Source organism: Streptomyces ferrugineus (assembly GCF_015160855.1).
Taxonomy (GTDB): domain Bacteria; phylum Actinomycetota; class Actinomycetes; order Streptomycetales; family Streptomycetaceae; genus Streptomyces; species Streptomyces ferrugineus.
Genome location: NZ_CP063373.1, coordinates 6,131,879 through 6,145,948 on the forward strand (window position 1 = coordinate 6,131,879; position 14,070 = coordinate 6,145,948).

Annotated in this window: 15 protein-coding genes, 1 tRNA gene and 1 pseudogene; 3 read left to right on the forward strand and 14 right to left on the reverse strand. The window is 71.0% G+C overall.

Annotation, left to right across the window (positions count from 1 at the left end; all coding sequences use genetic code 11):
* Positions 1 to 14: 14 nt before the first annotated feature.
* Together glpK and IM697_RS27630 are read right to left on the reverse strand one after the other, a co-directional pair.
* Entirely contained in the window at positions 15 to 1,529 is a 1,515-nt protein-coding gene (gene glpK, locus IM697_RS27625) for a glycerol kinase GlpK (RefSeq protein ID WP_194038814.1), read from the reverse strand.
* 42 nt (positions 1,530 to 1,571) lie between these two features.
* Complete coding sequence (locus IM697_RS27630; protein ID WP_194038815.1) at positions 1,572 to 2,339, reverse strand: IclR family transcriptional regulator; 768 nt, start codon at positions 2,337 to 2,339, stop codon at positions 1,572 to 1,574.
* A 144-nt stretch (positions 2,340 to 2,483) separates the two neighbouring features.
* Here IM697_RS27630 and IM697_RS27635 point away from each other — a divergent pair, with 144 nt between their 5' ends.
* Positions 2,484 to 3,002 carry an ATP-binding protein gene (locus IM697_RS27635; protein ID WP_194038816.1) on the forward strand — a complete coding sequence of 173 codons (519 nt, stop codon included), beginning with the start codon at positions 2,484 to 2,486 and terminating at the stop codon, positions 3,000 to 3,002.
* Between the two features lie 77 nt (positions 3,003 to 3,079).
* On the opposite strand, the gene IM697_RS46005 is transcribed toward IM697_RS27635, so the two are convergent.
* Both IM697_RS46005 and IM697_RS27645 read right to left on the reverse strand, forming a co-directional pair.
* Positions 3,080 to 3,286, reverse strand: coding sequence for a hypothetical protein (locus IM697_RS46005; RefSeq protein WP_407699554.1), 207 nt, complete (start codon positions 3,284 to 3,286; stop codon positions 3,080 to 3,082).
* Positions 3,287 to 3,388: 102 nt separating this feature from the next.
* Entirely contained in the window at positions 3,389 to 4,693 is a 1,305-nt protein-coding gene (locus IM697_RS27645; protein ID WP_194038817.1) for a cation:proton antiporter, read from the reverse strand.
* 198 nt (positions 4,694 to 4,891) lie between these two features.
* Between IM697_RS27645 and IM697_RS27650 the strand changes: the two genes are divergently transcribed.
* Entirely contained in the window at positions 4,892 to 5,233 is a 342-nt protein-coding gene (locus tag IM697_RS27650; protein ID WP_194038818.1) for a hypothetical protein, read from the forward strand.
* A gap of 163 nt (positions 5,234 to 5,396) precedes the next feature.
* On the opposite strand, the gene IM697_RS27655 is transcribed toward IM697_RS27650, so the two are convergent.
* Both IM697_RS27655 and IM697_RS27660 read right to left on the reverse strand, forming a co-directional pair.
* Entirely contained in the window at positions 5,397 to 6,398 is a 1,002-nt protein-coding gene (locus tag IM697_RS27655) for a TIGR00341 family protein (protein WP_194038819.1), read from the reverse strand.
* A gap of 143 nt (positions 6,399 to 6,541) precedes the next feature.
* Positions 6,542 to 6,615: transfer RNA gene (locus tag IM697_RS27660), tRNA-Pro, on the reverse strand.
* Between the two features lie 170 nt (positions 6,616 to 6,785).
* Between IM697_RS27660 and IM697_RS27665 the strand changes: the two genes are divergently transcribed.
* A complete protein-coding gene (locus tag IM697_RS27665) occupies positions 6,786 to 7,733 on the forward strand; it encodes an alpha/beta hydrolase fold domain-containing protein (protein WP_194038820.1) in 948 nt (315 codons plus the stop codon).
* A gap of 10 nt (positions 7,734 to 7,743) precedes the next feature.
* Here IM697_RS27665 and IM697_RS27670 read toward each other — a convergent pair whose 3' ends face one another.
* The 8 genes and pseudogenes from IM697_RS27670 to IM697_RS27705 form a co-directional block, all read right to left on the reverse strand.
* Positions 7,744 to 8,028, reverse strand: coding sequence for a hypothetical protein (locus IM697_RS27670; protein ID WP_194038821.1), 285 nt, complete (start codon positions 8,026 to 8,028; stop codon positions 7,744 to 7,746).
* Between the two features lie 122 nt (positions 8,029 to 8,150).
* Positions 8,151 to 8,327, reverse strand: a complete 177-nt coding sequence (locus IM697_RS27675; protein WP_228044194.1) for a hypothetical protein — start codon at positions 8,325 to 8,327, stop codon at positions 8,151 to 8,153.
* A 45-nt stretch (positions 8,328 to 8,372) separates the two neighbouring features.
* The gene (locus IM697_RS27680) at positions 8,373 to 9,323 is read right to left on the reverse strand and encodes a catechol 2,3-dioxygenase (protein ID WP_194038822.1); all 951 of its coding nucleotides are present in this window, start codon (positions 9,321 to 9,323) and stop codon (positions 8,373 to 8,375) included.
* A complete protein-coding gene (locus IM697_RS27685; RefSeq protein ID WP_228044195.1) occupies positions 9,320 to 10,435 on the reverse strand; it encodes a 4-oxalomesaconate tautomerase in 1,116 nt (371 codons plus the stop codon). Before IM697_RS27685 ends, IM697_RS27680 begins: the two co-directional genes overlap by 4 nt.
* A 263-nt stretch (positions 10,436 to 10,698) precedes the next feature.
* Positions 10,699 to 11,391: pseudogene (locus IM697_RS27690) on the reverse strand (4-carboxy-4-hydroxy-2-oxoadipate aldolase/oxaloacetate decarboxylase); the annotation flags it as partial.
* The gene (locus IM697_RS27695) at positions 11,388 to 12,143 is read right to left on the reverse strand and encodes a PIG-L deacetylase family protein (RefSeq protein WP_194038823.1); all 756 of its coding nucleotides are present in this window, start codon (positions 12,141 to 12,143) and stop codon (positions 11,388 to 11,390) included. The pseudogene IM697_RS27690 and the gene IM697_RS27695, both read right to left, overlap by 4 nt.
* 48 nt (positions 12,144 to 12,191) lie before the next feature.
* On the reverse strand, positions 12,192 to 12,842 hold the full coding sequence (locus IM697_RS27700; protein ID WP_194038824.1) for a GntR family transcriptional regulator: 651 nt from the start codon (positions 12,840 to 12,842) through the stop codon (positions 12,192 to 12,194).
* Positions 12,843 to 12,948: 106 nt separating this feature from the next.
* Positions 12,949 to 13,956 (reverse strand): LacI family DNA-binding transcriptional regulator, encoded by a 1,008-nt coding sequence (locus IM697_RS27705; RefSeq protein WP_194038825.1) that lies wholly within the window; start codon positions 13,954 to 13,956, stop codon positions 12,949 to 12,951.
* Positions 13,957 to 14,070 lie beyond the last annotated feature (114 nt).

The following is a 14,070-nucleotide window of genomic DNA, read 5'->3' on the forward strand; positions in this document are numbered from 1 at the left end:
GCAACAGGGAACCGTCACGGGCGGCGCGGCGGCCGGATCCACCCCAGGGACCGCTCGACGGCCCGCTTCCAGGACTCGTACTCCCACTCCCGCCGTTCGGGGTCCATGTCCGGCAGCCACTGGCCGGCCATGTGCCAGTTGCGGCGCAGGACCTGGAGGTCGGGCCAGTAGCCGGCCGCGAGCCCGGCCGCGTAGGCCGCGCCCAGCGACACCGTCTCGTGGACGAGGGGCCGTACGACGGGGACGTCCAGGACGTCGGCGAGGATCTGCATGAGCAGATGGTCGGACGTCATGCCACCGTCCACCTTGAGCTGCTTCAGGGCGAGCGCGGAGTCGGCGTTCATGGCGTCGACGACCTCCCTGGTCTGCCAGCCGGTGGCCTCCAGGACGGCGCGGGCCAGGTGGCCCTTGGTGATGTACGAGGTGAGTCCGACGATGACGCCGCGTGCGTCGCTGCGCCAGTAGGGGGCGAACAGTCCGGAGAACGCGGGGACGATGTAGCAACCGCCGTTGTCCTCGACGGTGCGCGCCAGCGTCTCGATCTCGGGGGCGCTGTGGATCAGGCCCAGCCGGTCCCGGAACCACTGCACCAGCGAGCCGGTGACGGCCATCGGGCCTTCCAGCGCGTAGACGGTGGGCTGGTCCCCGATCTTGTACGCGACGGTGGTGAGCAGCCCGTGCTCGGACCGTACGAGCTCGGTGCCGGTGTTCATGACGAGGAAGCTGCCGGTGCCGTAGGTGCACTTCGCCTCGCCCGGTGAGAAGCAGGTCTGTCCGAACAGGGCCGCCTGCTGGTCGCCGAGAGCGGCTGTGATGGGCACGCCGGGGAGCAGGGCGCGGGCTTCGCCGTAGTGCTCTGCGGAGGAACGGATCTCCGGGAGCATCGCGCGGGGCACACCGAAGAAGTCCAGGAGTGCGTCGTCCCAGGTGAGGGCGCGGATGTCCATGAGCATGGTGCGGCTGGCATTGGTGGCGTCGGTGATGTGCAGGCCGCCTTCGGTGCCGCCGGTGAGGTTCCAGATGAGCCAGCTCTCGATGGTGCCGAAGAGGACCTCGCCGTCGCGGGCGCGCTGTTCCAGGCCGTCGACATTGTCGAACAGCCAGCGGATGCGGGGTGCGGAGAAGTAGGTCGACGGCGGGAGGCAGCAGTGTTCGAGGAAGAACTCGTCTCCCGGGTCCGTCCGCAGTTCCTCGACGAGCGGGGCGGTGCGGGTGTCCTGCCAGACGATCGCCCGGCCGAGGGGGACGCCCGTGCGCGGGTCCCAGAGCACGGACGTCTCGCGCTGGTTGGCGATCCCGATGGCGGAGATCTGCCCGGCGTCGATGCCGGCGTTGGAGAGGGCCTCGGGTACGACGCGCTGGAGGTTGCGCCAGATCTCGACGGCGTCGTGCTCGACCCAGCCGGGGCGGGGGAAGTACTGCTGGTGCTCGCGCTGGGCGACCGCGGCCAGCCGCCCGGCGTGGTCGAACAGGATGCAGCGGGTGGAGGTGGTGCCCTGGTCGATGGACATCACATACCGGTCAACCATGATCGGCCCTGCCTTCCGATGTGTCGCGGAGGTGCCGGTGACCTACCAGCGGGCCGCGCCCAGGTCTCTGGAGATCGCGCGTGCCGCCTCCCGCAGCACGGTGATCAGGGCCGGCAGCGGCCGGCCTTCGGTGTCGCAGATCCGCTCGACGGCGCCGGACACCCCGATCGCGCCCACCACGAGGCCCCCCTGCCCGCGGATCGGCGCGGCGATCCCGGCCTCGCCCATGCTCATCTCCTGCACCTCGGCGCCCCATCCGACCTCCCGTATCTCGCCGAGCGCCCGGTCGAGCTCCTCGGGGTGGACCAGGGTGTGCCGGGTGTACGCCTCCGGTTCGGCGTCCATCACGGGGTCCAGGGGCGTGACTCCGAACGCCAGCAGGACCTTGCCCAGTGAGGAGGCGTGCAGCGGCAGCAACGCGCCGACGTCCAGGGTCTGCAGGGTGTCGTCCGGCCGGAAGACATGGTGGATGACGAGCACCTTGCCCTCCAGGGGCGCGCCCAGGCGGACGGCCTCCCCGCTGCGGGCGGCCAGGGCGTCGGCCCAGTTGATGGAGCGCGAACGCAGTTCATTGACGTCGAGGTAGCTGGTGCCGAGGTGCAGCAGGGCCGCTCCGAGCTGGTACTTTCCCGTCGCCGGGTCCTGCTCGACGAAGTCCACGTGTTGCAGGGTGCGCAGGATTCCATGAGCGGTGCCCTTGGCGAGCCCCAGCGACGACGCCACCTCCCCGAGGCCCAGCCGACGGGAGCCGCTGGCGAGCAGGCGCAGGATCGCCGCCGCCCGCTCTATCGACTGGACTGGGCCGGCCATGAAGCGATGGTAGTACCGCTCGCTCCGATTCGGGACTGCTGTTCGGTAATGCCGACCGATGTTCGTTGACTGCTCGCTTTGCCGCCCTTAGCGTTCTTCGGGTCCGGCCGGCCGCCGGCAGGGCTTCCCCGAGAAGGAGGAAACATGATCACAGCGCAGCTCGACGCCGCGCCGCGCGGGGAAGCCGAGCACGTCTTTTCGCTGCCGCACGCCCCGGGAGCGGTCTCGACCGCTCGCCGGCACATCCGCGCGGTCCTCGCCGACTGGAGGCTCGCCGCGGACATCGCCGAGGACGTACTGCTCGTCGTCTCGGAACTGCTCACCAACGCGATCGTCCACGCCCTGCCCCCGGCGACGCTGAGGCTCTCACGGAGCCGGGCGGACCGGTACGGAGCCGTACGCGTCGAGGTCACCGACATGGGCCCCGCGACGCCACCGGGCCTGCTCACTGCCCCACCGGACCCGGACGAGCACGGCCGCGGCCTCGACATCGTCACCACCTTGTCGACCCGATGCGGAGTACGCGTGCACTCCGACGGGACCAGCCGCTGGGCGGAACTGCCGTTCGTCGTCCGGGGCGAGGGTGTCGAGGGCGGCGGTGAAGAGCGCGGCGCACCGGTTCTCGTGGATCAGGATGCCGGGTGCCGGCGTCGTCCTTCCTGACGAACATCAGGTCCAGGATGCCCCGGCCTGCTCACCTCGGTACGCCGTTCAGTCGACCATGAACCTGGGCTCCCCGCTCACCGGTCACACCGAGGCGGTCGTGTTGCCGGCGGTGCCATCGGGTGGTTGTCGTGGATCAGGTCCGGGTACCAGCAGCTCGACTCGCCGCCGAGGAAGCCGTACAACGCGTTCCGGCCGGTCATCAGCGAGGCCCTGGTCGGGGAACACAGTGCCGTGGTGTGGAAGTTGGAGTAGCGCACACCCGTGTCGGCCATCCGCGACATGCTGGGGGGCCGGACCGTCGAGGGCGATCTTGCCCTTGAAGGATTCGGGCAGGACGAATCTCCTCTCACGTCTTGACGCCTGATGACGCACGACGGGTGACGTCAACGCGCGACGATCCGGCGCTGCGCAGCCTGGGGGACGGGACCGCCCTCGGGCAGTTCCCGGCCCGTGGCCGTGGTCCGCTTGTGCCAGCGGCCGTACCGGTCGGCGAGGGCGACGGCCGAGACGCCGTGCAACAGAACACTGAGCCCGACGGTCACCGCCACCACCTGGCCCAGCAGCACCACTCCGCGGACGTGCTCCTCCACGACGATGAGCCCCAGCACGACGGACGCCAGCCCACGCGGCCCGAACCACCCGATGTACGCCACCGTGGGCGGCCGCAGCCCGCTGCCGGCGAGTGCGAGGGCCACGGGCAGCATCCGTACGACGGTGAGGCTGAGCGCCGCGTAGCCGACGATCCGCCAGCTCAGGTCGTCCAGCGTCGGCCCGAGCAGGACCGCCCCGAAGACCAGCAGGCCGACCGAGGCCAGGAGGCCGCCCAGGTTCTCGGCGAAGTCGGCGGGGCGATCGGGGCCGTCCGGGTCCTCCCGCGGGCTGGTGGCGCGGTACCGGCGCAGCGCGTGGCCGAAGGCGAAGCCGGCGACCCAGGCCGCGATGAAGCCGCTGCCGTCCGACACGTCGGCCGACATGTACGCCGCCATGGCGACGGCCGGGACGAAGAGCTGCGCCCATTCCCGGGCGACCCATCCCCGCGCCTGCGCCCAGCACAGCAGCCGGCCGCCGCCGGCCCCGACCAGCAGTCCCAGCGCCGTGCTCAGCACGAGCGCGCGCCAGAAGACGCCGGCCACCCCCTCCGCCGCGGCGGACGTACCCGGAATGGCGGCCAGGAACAGCACGAAGAACGGCAGCACCATGCCGTCGTTCAGTCCGCTCTCCACGTTCAGCCCCTGCCGCACCAGCGGCGGGACCCGGGGGCTGGACATGGCCGTCTTGCCGAGGGCCGCGTCCGTCGGCGCGAGGACGGCGCCCACCAGAGCGAGCTCCCACAGGGTCAGTCCCGGCAGCAGCGGCCACGCCAGCAGCCAGCCGGCCCCGATGCTCAGCGGCAGCCCGATGCCGAGGAGCCGACCCGGCAGGAAACCGCCGGAGCGCAGGTCCCGTCGGCGCACCGCCATGGCGTCGGTGAACAGCACCAGGGCCAGGGCCGCTTCGAGCAGGGTGAGGACCGGGCCGATGTCGCGCTCCGGATCGATGAGATCGAAGACGGCGGGGCCCAGGAGCACGCCGCAGCCGACGAACACCATCGCCGACGACACCGGCGTCGACGCCAGCCGGCGTGAGCACAGCGCGTACGCGCCGAGGACGCCCGCCACCGCCACACCGGTCCAGGCCTCACCGCTCATGTCCGGGCCTCCTGCACCGTGCGCGGCCGTGTCCCTCGGCCGGTGCGTCCGCTCCAGGGCACCAGAGCCCCACCGCGGGGACATCACCCGTCATGGGTGATCACCTGCCGCCGACCGCCGGGCGAGGCGCGCGGTCCGGTGCCGGAGGTGGCGGTGGCCTGGCAGGGGGACGAACCGTGGCACGCTCATCGACGCCGAGTGGGCCCGCTTCTTCCGGGACAACGACTTCCTGGTCGGGCTCCCGGTGCGCGCTGGAACGCCCTGACCACCCTGCACGACGCCAACGCCGGGCACGGACGCGAGGTCTATGCCTTTCTCGGCGACGACTGCGGCGCCACCCACCTGCCGTTCATCCCGATCGTGGAACGCGCCACCGCGCATGAGCTGCCGCTGGCCGACGACGGCTGGGGCGCCCGCGCCAAGGACCGGCTGCTGTACCGGCAGCAGGGCGACCGCGTCGCCCCCTCGCTCTGTGTCCACTCGCGGACCTGCGGCAGTGCCCTCGCCGCGGCAGCGGAAGTCCGGCCGAGCCGGGCCTGAACCACCTGTGCGCCGGCTCCAAGGCGTTCTTCCAGCATGTGGACCGCCCGCCCGATGCGCACGATGGCCGCACTGCTGCGACAGGGCCGGGCTCCCGCCCTGATCATGTGCGAGTACGCGTCCGCCGGCGCCAGCCGCTCGCGGGGGCGTCGACGCCCGGCCCTCAGTCGCCGACCGTTCCCACGTCGATACGTCGCCCGCGCATCAGGTCCACCACGACCGGGACGCCGTTCGGGACCTGCCCCTCGAGCCGGTCGAGCAGTGGCTGGACCGGCGGGACGTCTCCGGGCGTGCGGACGTGGATGTACAGCGTCCGGGACGTCGCGTCGACGCTGGTGACGGACGCGTCCGGGGAGTCGGCCAGCCACTGTTGCGCCGCGTCCTTGGCTCGGCCGGTCCACATGTTGATCAGCAGGGTGAGCGTGGTGTTGGCCGCGAGCGGCACGAACACGACGACGAACAGCAGGGCCATGGCGGCGTAGGCGTGACGGGCGGGCCGTCCGGCTGCGTCCTCGGCCCGAGTGCCGTATCCGAGGGCGGCGAAGACCACCATGCCGCCGAAGACCAGGGCGAAGAGGTTGGACACGAACAGCACCAGCGCACCCAGTGCGAGCCACCCCTCCAGACTTCCCAGGCAGACTCCGACGACCACCAGCGGCGGGACGAGCGAGATGGCGATCGCGACGCCGGGCAGCACGGCGGCGACGTCCCGCCGGGCCAGCGCCACCGCGCCGGCGAAGCCGGTGGCCAGCGCGGCGATCAGGTCCAGCAGCCCCGGTGACGTCCGGGACGCGATCTGACTGTTGGAGAGCAGGTCGTAGTCGCCGGGCAGCACCAGCGAGAACACCGCCCCGAACGCGATCACCACCAAACAGGCGGCCAGCACGATCATGACCGCTCCGTTCCTCCGGCGCTGCACCGAGCCCAGGGCGATGCCCATGATCGGCGTCGACAGCGGCGCGATGATCATCGCGCCGATCACGGTGGCCGTGGAGTCCGTCAGAACCCCGCCGGCCGCGATCACCGACGACAGCGTCAGCATGGTCCAGAAGGCCGAGCGCTTGGACCTGGTGTCCCCGGACCCCAGATCCAGATCCTCCGCCAGCTCGTCGAGCGAGCGGCGCTGGGAGGCCGGCAGGACAAGGGCGCGCACTCCGCGAGGCATGTCCTTACGTAAACATGAGCGGCACGGCTTCGACGGCCGGGACACGGCGCGTACGAGCGGTCCGGCCCGATCACCTCGAGGCCGGGGTGACACACACGAAAAGGGCCCTCGCGGACTCTCGCCCACGAAGACCCTTCACACCGTCGGGACGACAGGATTTGAACCTGCGACCCCTTGACCCCCAGTCAAGTGCGCTACCAAGCTGCGCCACGTCCCGGTGCATACCGCGCGGTGAAGCGCGTGATCATGCAGGTCAACCCTACCTCATACGGGCACCGTCCCGGCCGGTCCAACCCTTGACTCATAATTGTCGTCACCTACAATTGTCCAACTCAACAGAATTCCCCGAGTGGGCGGGCCCCAAGGGCCGCGACCGAACGGAGCCACATGTCCTTCCTGGCCCGACCCGCGGTGGCCACCTTCGTCGCCAAGGTGATGCAACGCGCGACCGTCATGGCGGACCGTCGCTCCGGCGGCCGGAATTCCGCCGCGGCCTCGCACGCCCGCTTCCCCGAATACCCGCGCAAGATACGCCGGTTGACGATCCCCACCTCGATCGCGCCCGCCCGGGCGACGGTGTATCTCCCCCAGCACACCGACAGCGACACCGCGCCGCCGGTCCACGTCAACTTCCACGGCGGCGGCTATGTCATGACGCTGACCGAGTTGGACGACCCGCTGTGCCGGTTCCTCGCCGCGGAGGCGGGGGTGGTCGTGATCAACGTGGACTATGTCGTCGCGCCGCAATTCCCCTTCCCCGCGCCGCCCCGACAGGCGTACGAGATCGTCCGGTGGGTCGCGGAGCACGGTGCCGACGAGGGGTGGGACGGCGAGCGGCTCACCGTGGGTGGGCAGAGTGCCGGCGGCGGGCTCGCGGCGGCCGTCGCGCGGCAGGCGCTCGAAGCGGGCGGACCCTCGATCGCGCTCCAGGTACTGCACTATCCCCCGCTGGACCTGGCGACGAACGCCCGGGACAAGCGGGCGGCCATCGCCCGTCCGGTGCTGCGGCCCTGGATGGCCGACGTCTTCGACACGTCGTACGTCCCCGATGTACGGCGGCGCGGTGACCCGCTCGTGTCACCCGCGCACTCCTCGGACACCGCCGATCTGAAGGGCATCGCGCCGGCGCTGGTGATCGTCGCCGAGCACGACCTGCTGCGGGCCGAGGGCGAGCGGTACGCCGAGCGGCTGCGGGCGGCGGGGGCGCTGGTCGGGCGCCATGACGTGGCCGGCGCGGATCACGGGTACGACGGGAGCGATGACGAGAAGGCTCGGGAGAGCTATGCGGTCATCGCCCGGTGCTTGCGGGAGGCCACCGGGACCAGTCTCACCTGAGTGCCCCGCCTCACCTGAGTGCGCGGTCCGCCGCGCCGGTCGGCGCCTGCGCGTCCCAGTCGTCCGGGCCCACCGCACCTGAGTGCACCGAGGCGGGCGGTACGGCCGGACGGTGGTCGGTCGAAGGCTCCGTCGGGCCGAAGGCGATGGTGCTTCTGGTGCCTCGGGCCGGGCCGCCGGACACCCCCGCGGCGAACCCCGCCGTCAGCAGGGCCACCGCCGCGACCACCCACCACGGCAGACCTGCCTTGGCCATGTACCCGACGACGGCCACCACCGCAAGAAATGCCACCACGTCCCCCGTTCCCCCTTCATCGTCCAACTCACTTGCCCCCGGCATCCCGAAAGCCGCCACGCGTCACAGCGGGCATATGACGCAACAATACGCGAGAGCGTCGAATATCCCAGTTCGGCTCATCAGTACATATGACGGGCCATTAGATATGACATTGCATCGCTCCTGGTTCGCAGCGGGAGCACACCGAACCAGAACGCGGCGCGCCAGCCGAGGGGTTCGACGACCCACAGGGCGACGTAGGCGGAGTGGATCCCGCCCTTGTAGTGGGCGGCCATCAGCATGCCGACGGTGAGCACAGTCCAGTGGTGTCTGAAAGTGGTGTCCGGAAGGAGGGGCGCGCGTCAGGCGACCGGCGGAGTCCCGTGCGTGTGGAAGGACTCGATCGTCTTCAGGCCCCACGCCTGCCCCTTGGCCCGCTCGGCCTCGGTCCAGGTGATCAGCGGCCAGTCCGGGGCCAGCACCAGACGGGTGAGCGGGTTGCACAGCTCGATGCGGTTGCCGCCGGGCTCGTAGACGTACAGGAAGAACGTCTGCTGGATGGCGTGCTTGTGCGGACCCGTCTCGATGAACACGCCGGAGTCGATGGCGAGGTCGGCGGCGCGCAGGATCTCCTCGCGGGTGTCGGTCGCGAAGGCGATGTGGTGCAGCCGGCCGGTGGAGCCGGTCCAGTCCGAGGTATAGACGACGTCGTACGACTTGTCCGTGAAGGTCAGCCAACGGGCCGCGATCTTCCCGGAGTCGAGCTGGATCTGCTCGGTGGGCCGGGCCCCCAGCACCTGTTCCTGGAACTCGGCGTTGGCGAGCACGTCCGCCGCGAGGAAGTTGACGTGGTCCAGGCGGCGTACGCCCACGCCCCGGTCGGGCTTGGCCTGCGGCTGGTTCTTCAGCGCCGGTCGCAGCGCCTGGGGCGCCTGGTAGTGCTCGCTCTCCCAGTACAGGGCGTGTTCATGCCCGTCGGGGTCGGTGGTGAGGTACAGCCTGCCGAGTCCGGGCTCGTCCTCGACCCACTTGCCAGTGCCGCCCGCCGACTCGACGGCCTCGATACGGCGGTGCAGCGCCTCCTCGCTGGAGGTGCGCAGGGCGAGTCGGCCGAGGCCGGGCTGGTCGCGGGCGGTGAGCACCAGGCTGTGGTGCTCGTAGTCGTCGTAGGTCCGCAGATAGACGGTGTCGCCCTGCCGGCCGTTGACGGTGAGGCCCAGGTAGTCGGTGAAGAAGGCGACGCTGGCGTCCAGGTCGGGGGTGAAGAGCTGGGCGTGGCCTATGTGGGCGATGTCGCCGAGCGGCGGGGTCATCGGGGGCCTCCGGGGGTGAGTACGGGGAGTGGAGCCGTTTCGGCAGGGCTGGGGAAGACGGCGCCGTCGAAGATCTTGCGTGCGGTACGGACGACGGCCGTACGGCGGGCGACCGGGAGGCCCGCGGCGTCGGTGCCGAGGCTGCTCTCGATGTCCAGGAATCCCGTGGGGTGTTCAATGCGGATGCGGTCGCCGGTGTCGGGACGCTGTGCGATGTCCGCGCCGACACCACCTGCGATGCGCAGACCGGCGGCGACGCTCGCCGCGCCGAGCACTCCGATCGACGTGTGGCAGCGGACCGGGATGAAGGTGCGGGTGGTGATCGCGCCGCCGCGGCGGGGTGGGGCGAGGAGGGTGAGCTTGGGGACGGTGGTGTCGGACACGTCACCGAGGCCCATCAACTCGCCGGCCGCCAGGCGCAGTTCGTGGAGCCGGTCAGCGAGCGCGAGGTCCGCTTCCAGGTCCTTGGGTGTCTCGAAGCCGGTGATCTTGAGGTCGGTGGCCTGGACGAGGACGGTGGGCATGCCGTTGTCCACGCATGTCACGGGGATCCCGTCGATCATGTCGCGGACGTCGCCGGTGGGCAGCAACTTCCCTTCACCGGGCGGGAATTCGATCACGACGGGGGCGGCGGTACCGGGCACCCCGGAGATCTCGGCGTCACCCGTGTACCGCACCCGGCCGCCCGGGGTCGGGAAGGTCGCCGTGGCGAGGTCGCCGGAGTTGACCATACGGATCCGTACGGCGGTCTCCTCCTCCCCGGCCGCGACCAGCCCGCGCTCCACGGCGAACGGGCCGATGCCGGCGAGGATGTTCCCACAGTTCTGTCGGGCGCTCACTTCGGGTCGGTCGACGGCGACTTGGAGGAAGAGGTAGTCGACGTCGGCCCGCGGGTCGGTCGACGGCGACACCACGGCCACTTTGCTGGTCAGGGGGTGCGCTCCGCCCAGACCGTCGATCTGTCGCTCATCGGGGCTGCCCATGACGCGCAGCAGCAACTCGTCGCGGGCGGCGGGGGCGGTGGGCAGGTCCCTGGCGAGGAAGTAGGCGCCCTTGGAGGTGCCGCCGCGCATCAGCATGCAGCGGACCTCCGCTGGCCGCCGCCCGGTCACGAGGGGTCTCCGTCGCGCGGGCGGTCGTCACGGGCATGGTCGCCGGACACGTGGTCGTCTCGCACATAGGTGCTCCCCACATGGCCGTCCGCCACATGGCCATCCGCCACGTGGTCATCCACCACATGGGCATCCACCACATGGGCATCCGCCACATGGGCATCACGCACACAGGCGCCACCCACACGGCCGTCCCGCACATGGGCGCCGCCCACACGGTTGTCACCCACATGTCCACCGGCGGCACCACCGACACCACCGACACCCACATAGTCGTCGTACGACGTGTAGACGACCCCCAACCGCACCAGCTTCTCCCGCAACCCGTACCGGTCCAGTCCGAGCTGGCCGTCGAGGAAGGCCGCTCGCGTCGCCGCCTCCTTGGCCTCGCGGGCCTCGGCCTTGTCGACCGTCTCCCGGGCGCGCTCGCGCGGGACGACCACCACTCCGTCGTCGTCGGCGAGGATCACGTCGCCCGGGCGGATCATCTGGCCGTCGATGGCGATCGGCACGTTCACCGAGCCGCCGGTGGCCTTGACGGTGCCCTGTGCGGAGACGGCGCGGGACCAGGCCGCGAATCCCATGGCACGCAGTTCCCGGGTGTCGCGGATGCCGGCGTTGATGACGAGGCCGCGCACCCCACGCCGGTGCAGGGCGGTCGCGAACAGTTCGCCGAACAGGCCGTCCGTGGACGGGGACGTGGTGGTGACGACGAGGAGGTCGCCCTCGCCGCACTGCTCCACCGCGGCGTGGATCATGAGGTTGTCGCCGGGCCAGCAGAGCACGGTGACGGCGGTACCGGCGACTCGTACGCCCTGCTGGACGGGGCGGATCCCCGGGCCCAGCAGGCCCGTGCGGCCCATGGCCTCGCTCACGGTCGCCACGCCGAAGCGAGCCAGCGCGTCGACGTCCTTCAGGTTCGCCTTCGGCGGGTCGGTGACGATCACGCCGCTCATGCCAGCTCCTTCGCGATCTGCGGGTAAGGGCGCATGTACGCCTCGGCCATGGTCCTGTGGGCCAGGCCGAGGTTGGGTCCGGCGTTGCGCCTGAGCTGGACGCCGCGGCGGACGGCGAGGTCGGTGTAGTAGTCCCACAGGTGCTGCTGGGCGCCGAGGCACTCCATGGCCTTGCGCTTGGTCTCCCACACCTCGGTGATGTCGAGCAGGACCTCGGGCTTGAAGCCGCTCATCTCGGGCTGGTGCGGCTCGAAGTAGAAGACGGGCGGGGCGCCGATGATGTCGCCGTCGCCCGGGTAGCCGATGGCCTGCGCGAGGATCCGGGCCTGCAGGGCCATGCGGTTGGCGGCCGGGTGGTCGCCGTTGTACGGGTCCTCGACCGGGTGGGTGAGCACGACGTCGGGCTGGGTCTCGCGGTAGACGGCGACGAGCTGGTCGGTCAGCTCGGGGGTGGCGAGCAGCGGGTAGTCGCCGGCGTCGAAGAAGCGGACCTCGGCACCGAGGGTGGCGGCGGCGCGCTCGGCCTCGTCGCGGCGTATCGCCTTGATCTCCGCCAGCCGCCTGCCCTCACGCCAGGCCTTGGCGGACTCGCCGCGCTCGCCGAAGGTGAGGCAGGCGATGGTGGCCTTCTCGCCCCGGGAGGCGGCCAGGGCGATGGCTCCGCCCGCGCGCCACACGAAGTCGCCTGCGTGCGCGGTGATGACGAGGGTCGAGCGGGGTGGGGTGGTGGCGGGCGCGTCGGGATGCGTCATTGCGGGGTCTCCTCGAGTGACAGGGTGCGCCCGCCTCGTCCGGCTCGCTCAGTCGCGCAGCGCCTCGATCACGCTTCCGAGGTGGGCGCGGACGGCCGCCTCGGCCGCCTGCGGGTCTCTGGCCCGGATCGCCTCGATCATGGCCAGGTGCTCGTTCAGGGAGTGCTGCGGACGACCGGGCCGCAGCGCCAGCTGGAAGCGGTGGCGCACCAGTTGTGCGTTGAGCCGCTCCAGCAGCTCCCTGGCCGTGCGCTGGCCGGAGAACTCCTGGATGCTGGCGTGCAGTTCCTGGTTGAGGTCGGAGTACGTCATCGGTTCGCCGTCGGTCACGGCCTTGGTCATGGCCGCGCCGAGGTCGGCGAGCCGGGTCAGCTGCTCGTCGCTGGCGGCGACGGCGGCCTTGGCCGCGCAGAGCCCTTCCAGCACCATGCGGCACTCGGTGATGGCGACCGCTTCCTCCACGGTCACCACCCGCACCCGCGAACCGCGGTTGCGGATGCGTTCGACCAGGCCCTGGGCCTCCAGGTCGATGAGTGCCGCGCGGATGCTGGCCCGTGTCACACCGAACTGCTCGGCGAGCTCGTTCTCCACCAGCCGCTGCGCCGGTGCCATCTCGCCGTGCAGGATCGCCTGCCGCAACTGCGTGAGCGCATGCTGTTTGGCCTGCTCTCCGGTGCTCGGCTGGGCTTCGTCCGGCATGTGCCCTCCCTGCGTGAGTGCCTGTCGAACGTAAATCTAGCCAAACAAGATTGTCAACAATTTTGTCCGCCGTATTGGCGCGGAAGCGCTGACGACCAGGCCAGGGCTAGGGCGTCAGACGAGGGGGTGCCGTCGAGCCACGGATCTCCAAGGCGGGCGTGGCGAGATGGACTTCGCCCGCTCCCCCGCCGCCCTCGAACCGGTCGAGCAGACAGCGGGCCGCGCGGCGGCCGACCTCGTGGCTGGCGTTGTCGACGGTGGTGAGCCAGACGTGGCGCAGACGGGCGATGCTCGTGTTGTCGTAGCCGACGACGGACAGGTCGCCCGGAACCCGCAGCCCCGACTCCTCGGCCGCCGACAGCGCGCCGATCGCGGCGATGTCGTTCACGGCGAAGACGGCCGTCGGCCGCTGCGCGCGACTCAGCAGCCGTACCGTCGTGCGGTAGCCGCCCTCCTCGGTCATGTCGCTCGGTTCCACGACCGCCTCGTCCGCGAGGCCGTGCTCCCGCATCGTCGCCTCGAAGCTGCGTCGGCGCAGCTCGCCGACGGCGCCGTAGCCGGCGATGTGCGCGATGTGCCGGTGGCCGAGCCCGATGAGGTGCTCGGTGACCAGGCGGGCGCCCCGCTCGTCGTCGTTGGCGACGACGTCCACACCGGGCAGGGTCGGTTCGCGCGCGCCCGCGACCACCACCGGGAGCCGTTCGGCCACCGTCCCGAGCGCGGCCGGGTCGGGCAGCGTGCCCACCACGACCAGGCCGTCGACCCGCAGGTCCAGGAAGGGGCCGGTGGGGTCCTGGCCGGTTCGCCGGTTGAGGCGGGAGTCGGCCAGCAGCATGTGCAGGCCGTTGTCGTGCAGGAGTGAGTTCAGGCCCTCCAGCATGTCGACGAACCAGGGGTTGCGCAGGTCGTTGAGGAGGACGCCGACCGTGCGGGTGCGCTGCTCGCTGAGGCTGCGCGCGGCGGCGTTCGGGCGGTAGCCGAGTTCGCGTACGGCCCGCAGGACGGCTTCCCGCTTCTCCGGGCGCACCTGCTCCGAGCCGCGCAGTACGAGCGAGACCAGCGATTTGGAGACGCCTGCCCGGTCGGCGACATCGCGGATGGTCGGCGGTCTCATGAACATGGACCGTTCCATGTGGCGCCCGGCTTGTCAAAGGGAGACAGAGAGGAGGCAGAGAGAAAGCGGAGAGGAGACGGGCAGGGTTGACAGCGGCACCAAGCCGCACCCAAG

Coding starts and splice junctions, on each gene's coding strand:
- IM697_RS27635 (WP_194038816.1), top strand. CDS start 2,484: ATGATCACAGCGCAGCTCGACGCCGCGCCGCGCGGGGAAGCCGAGCAC.
- IM697_RS27630 (WP_194038815.1), bottom strand. CDS start 2,339: ATGGCCGGCCCAGTCCAGTCGATAGAGCGGGCGGCGGCGATCCTGCGC.
- IM697_RS46005 (WP_407699554.1), bottom strand. CDS start 3,286: ATGTCGCGGATGGCCGACACGGGTGTGCGCTACTCCAACTTCCACACC.
- IM697_RS27645 (WP_194038817.1), bottom strand. CDS start 4,693: ATGAGCGGTGAGGCCTGGACCGGTGTGGCGGTGGCGGGCGTCCTCGGC.
- IM697_RS27665 (WP_194038820.1), top strand. CDS start 6,786: ATGTCCTTCCTGGCCCGACCCGCGGTGGCCACCTTCGTCGCCAAGGTG.
- IM697_RS27680 (WP_194038822.1), bottom strand. CDS start 9,323: ATGACCCCGCCGCTCGGCGACATCGCCCACATAGGCCACGCCCAGCTC.
- IM697_RS27700 (WP_194038824.1), bottom strand. CDS start 12,842: ATGCCGGACGAAGCCCAGCCGAGCACCGGAGAGCAGGCCAAACAGCAT.
- IM697_RS27695 (WP_194038823.1), bottom strand. CDS start 12,143: ATGACGCATCCCGACGCGCCCGCCACCACCCCACCCCGCTCGACCCTC.
- IM697_RS27655 (WP_194038819.1), bottom strand. CDS start 6,398: ATGCCTCGCGGAGTGCGCGCCCTTGTCCTGCCGGCCTCCCAGCGCCGC.
- glpK (WP_194038814.1), bottom strand. CDS start 1,529: ATGGTTGACCGGTATGTGATGTCCATCGACCAGGGCACCACCTCCACC.
- IM697_RS27705 (WP_194038825.1), bottom strand. CDS start 13,956: ATGAGACCGCCGACCATCCGCGATGTCGCCGACCGGGCAGGCGTCTCC.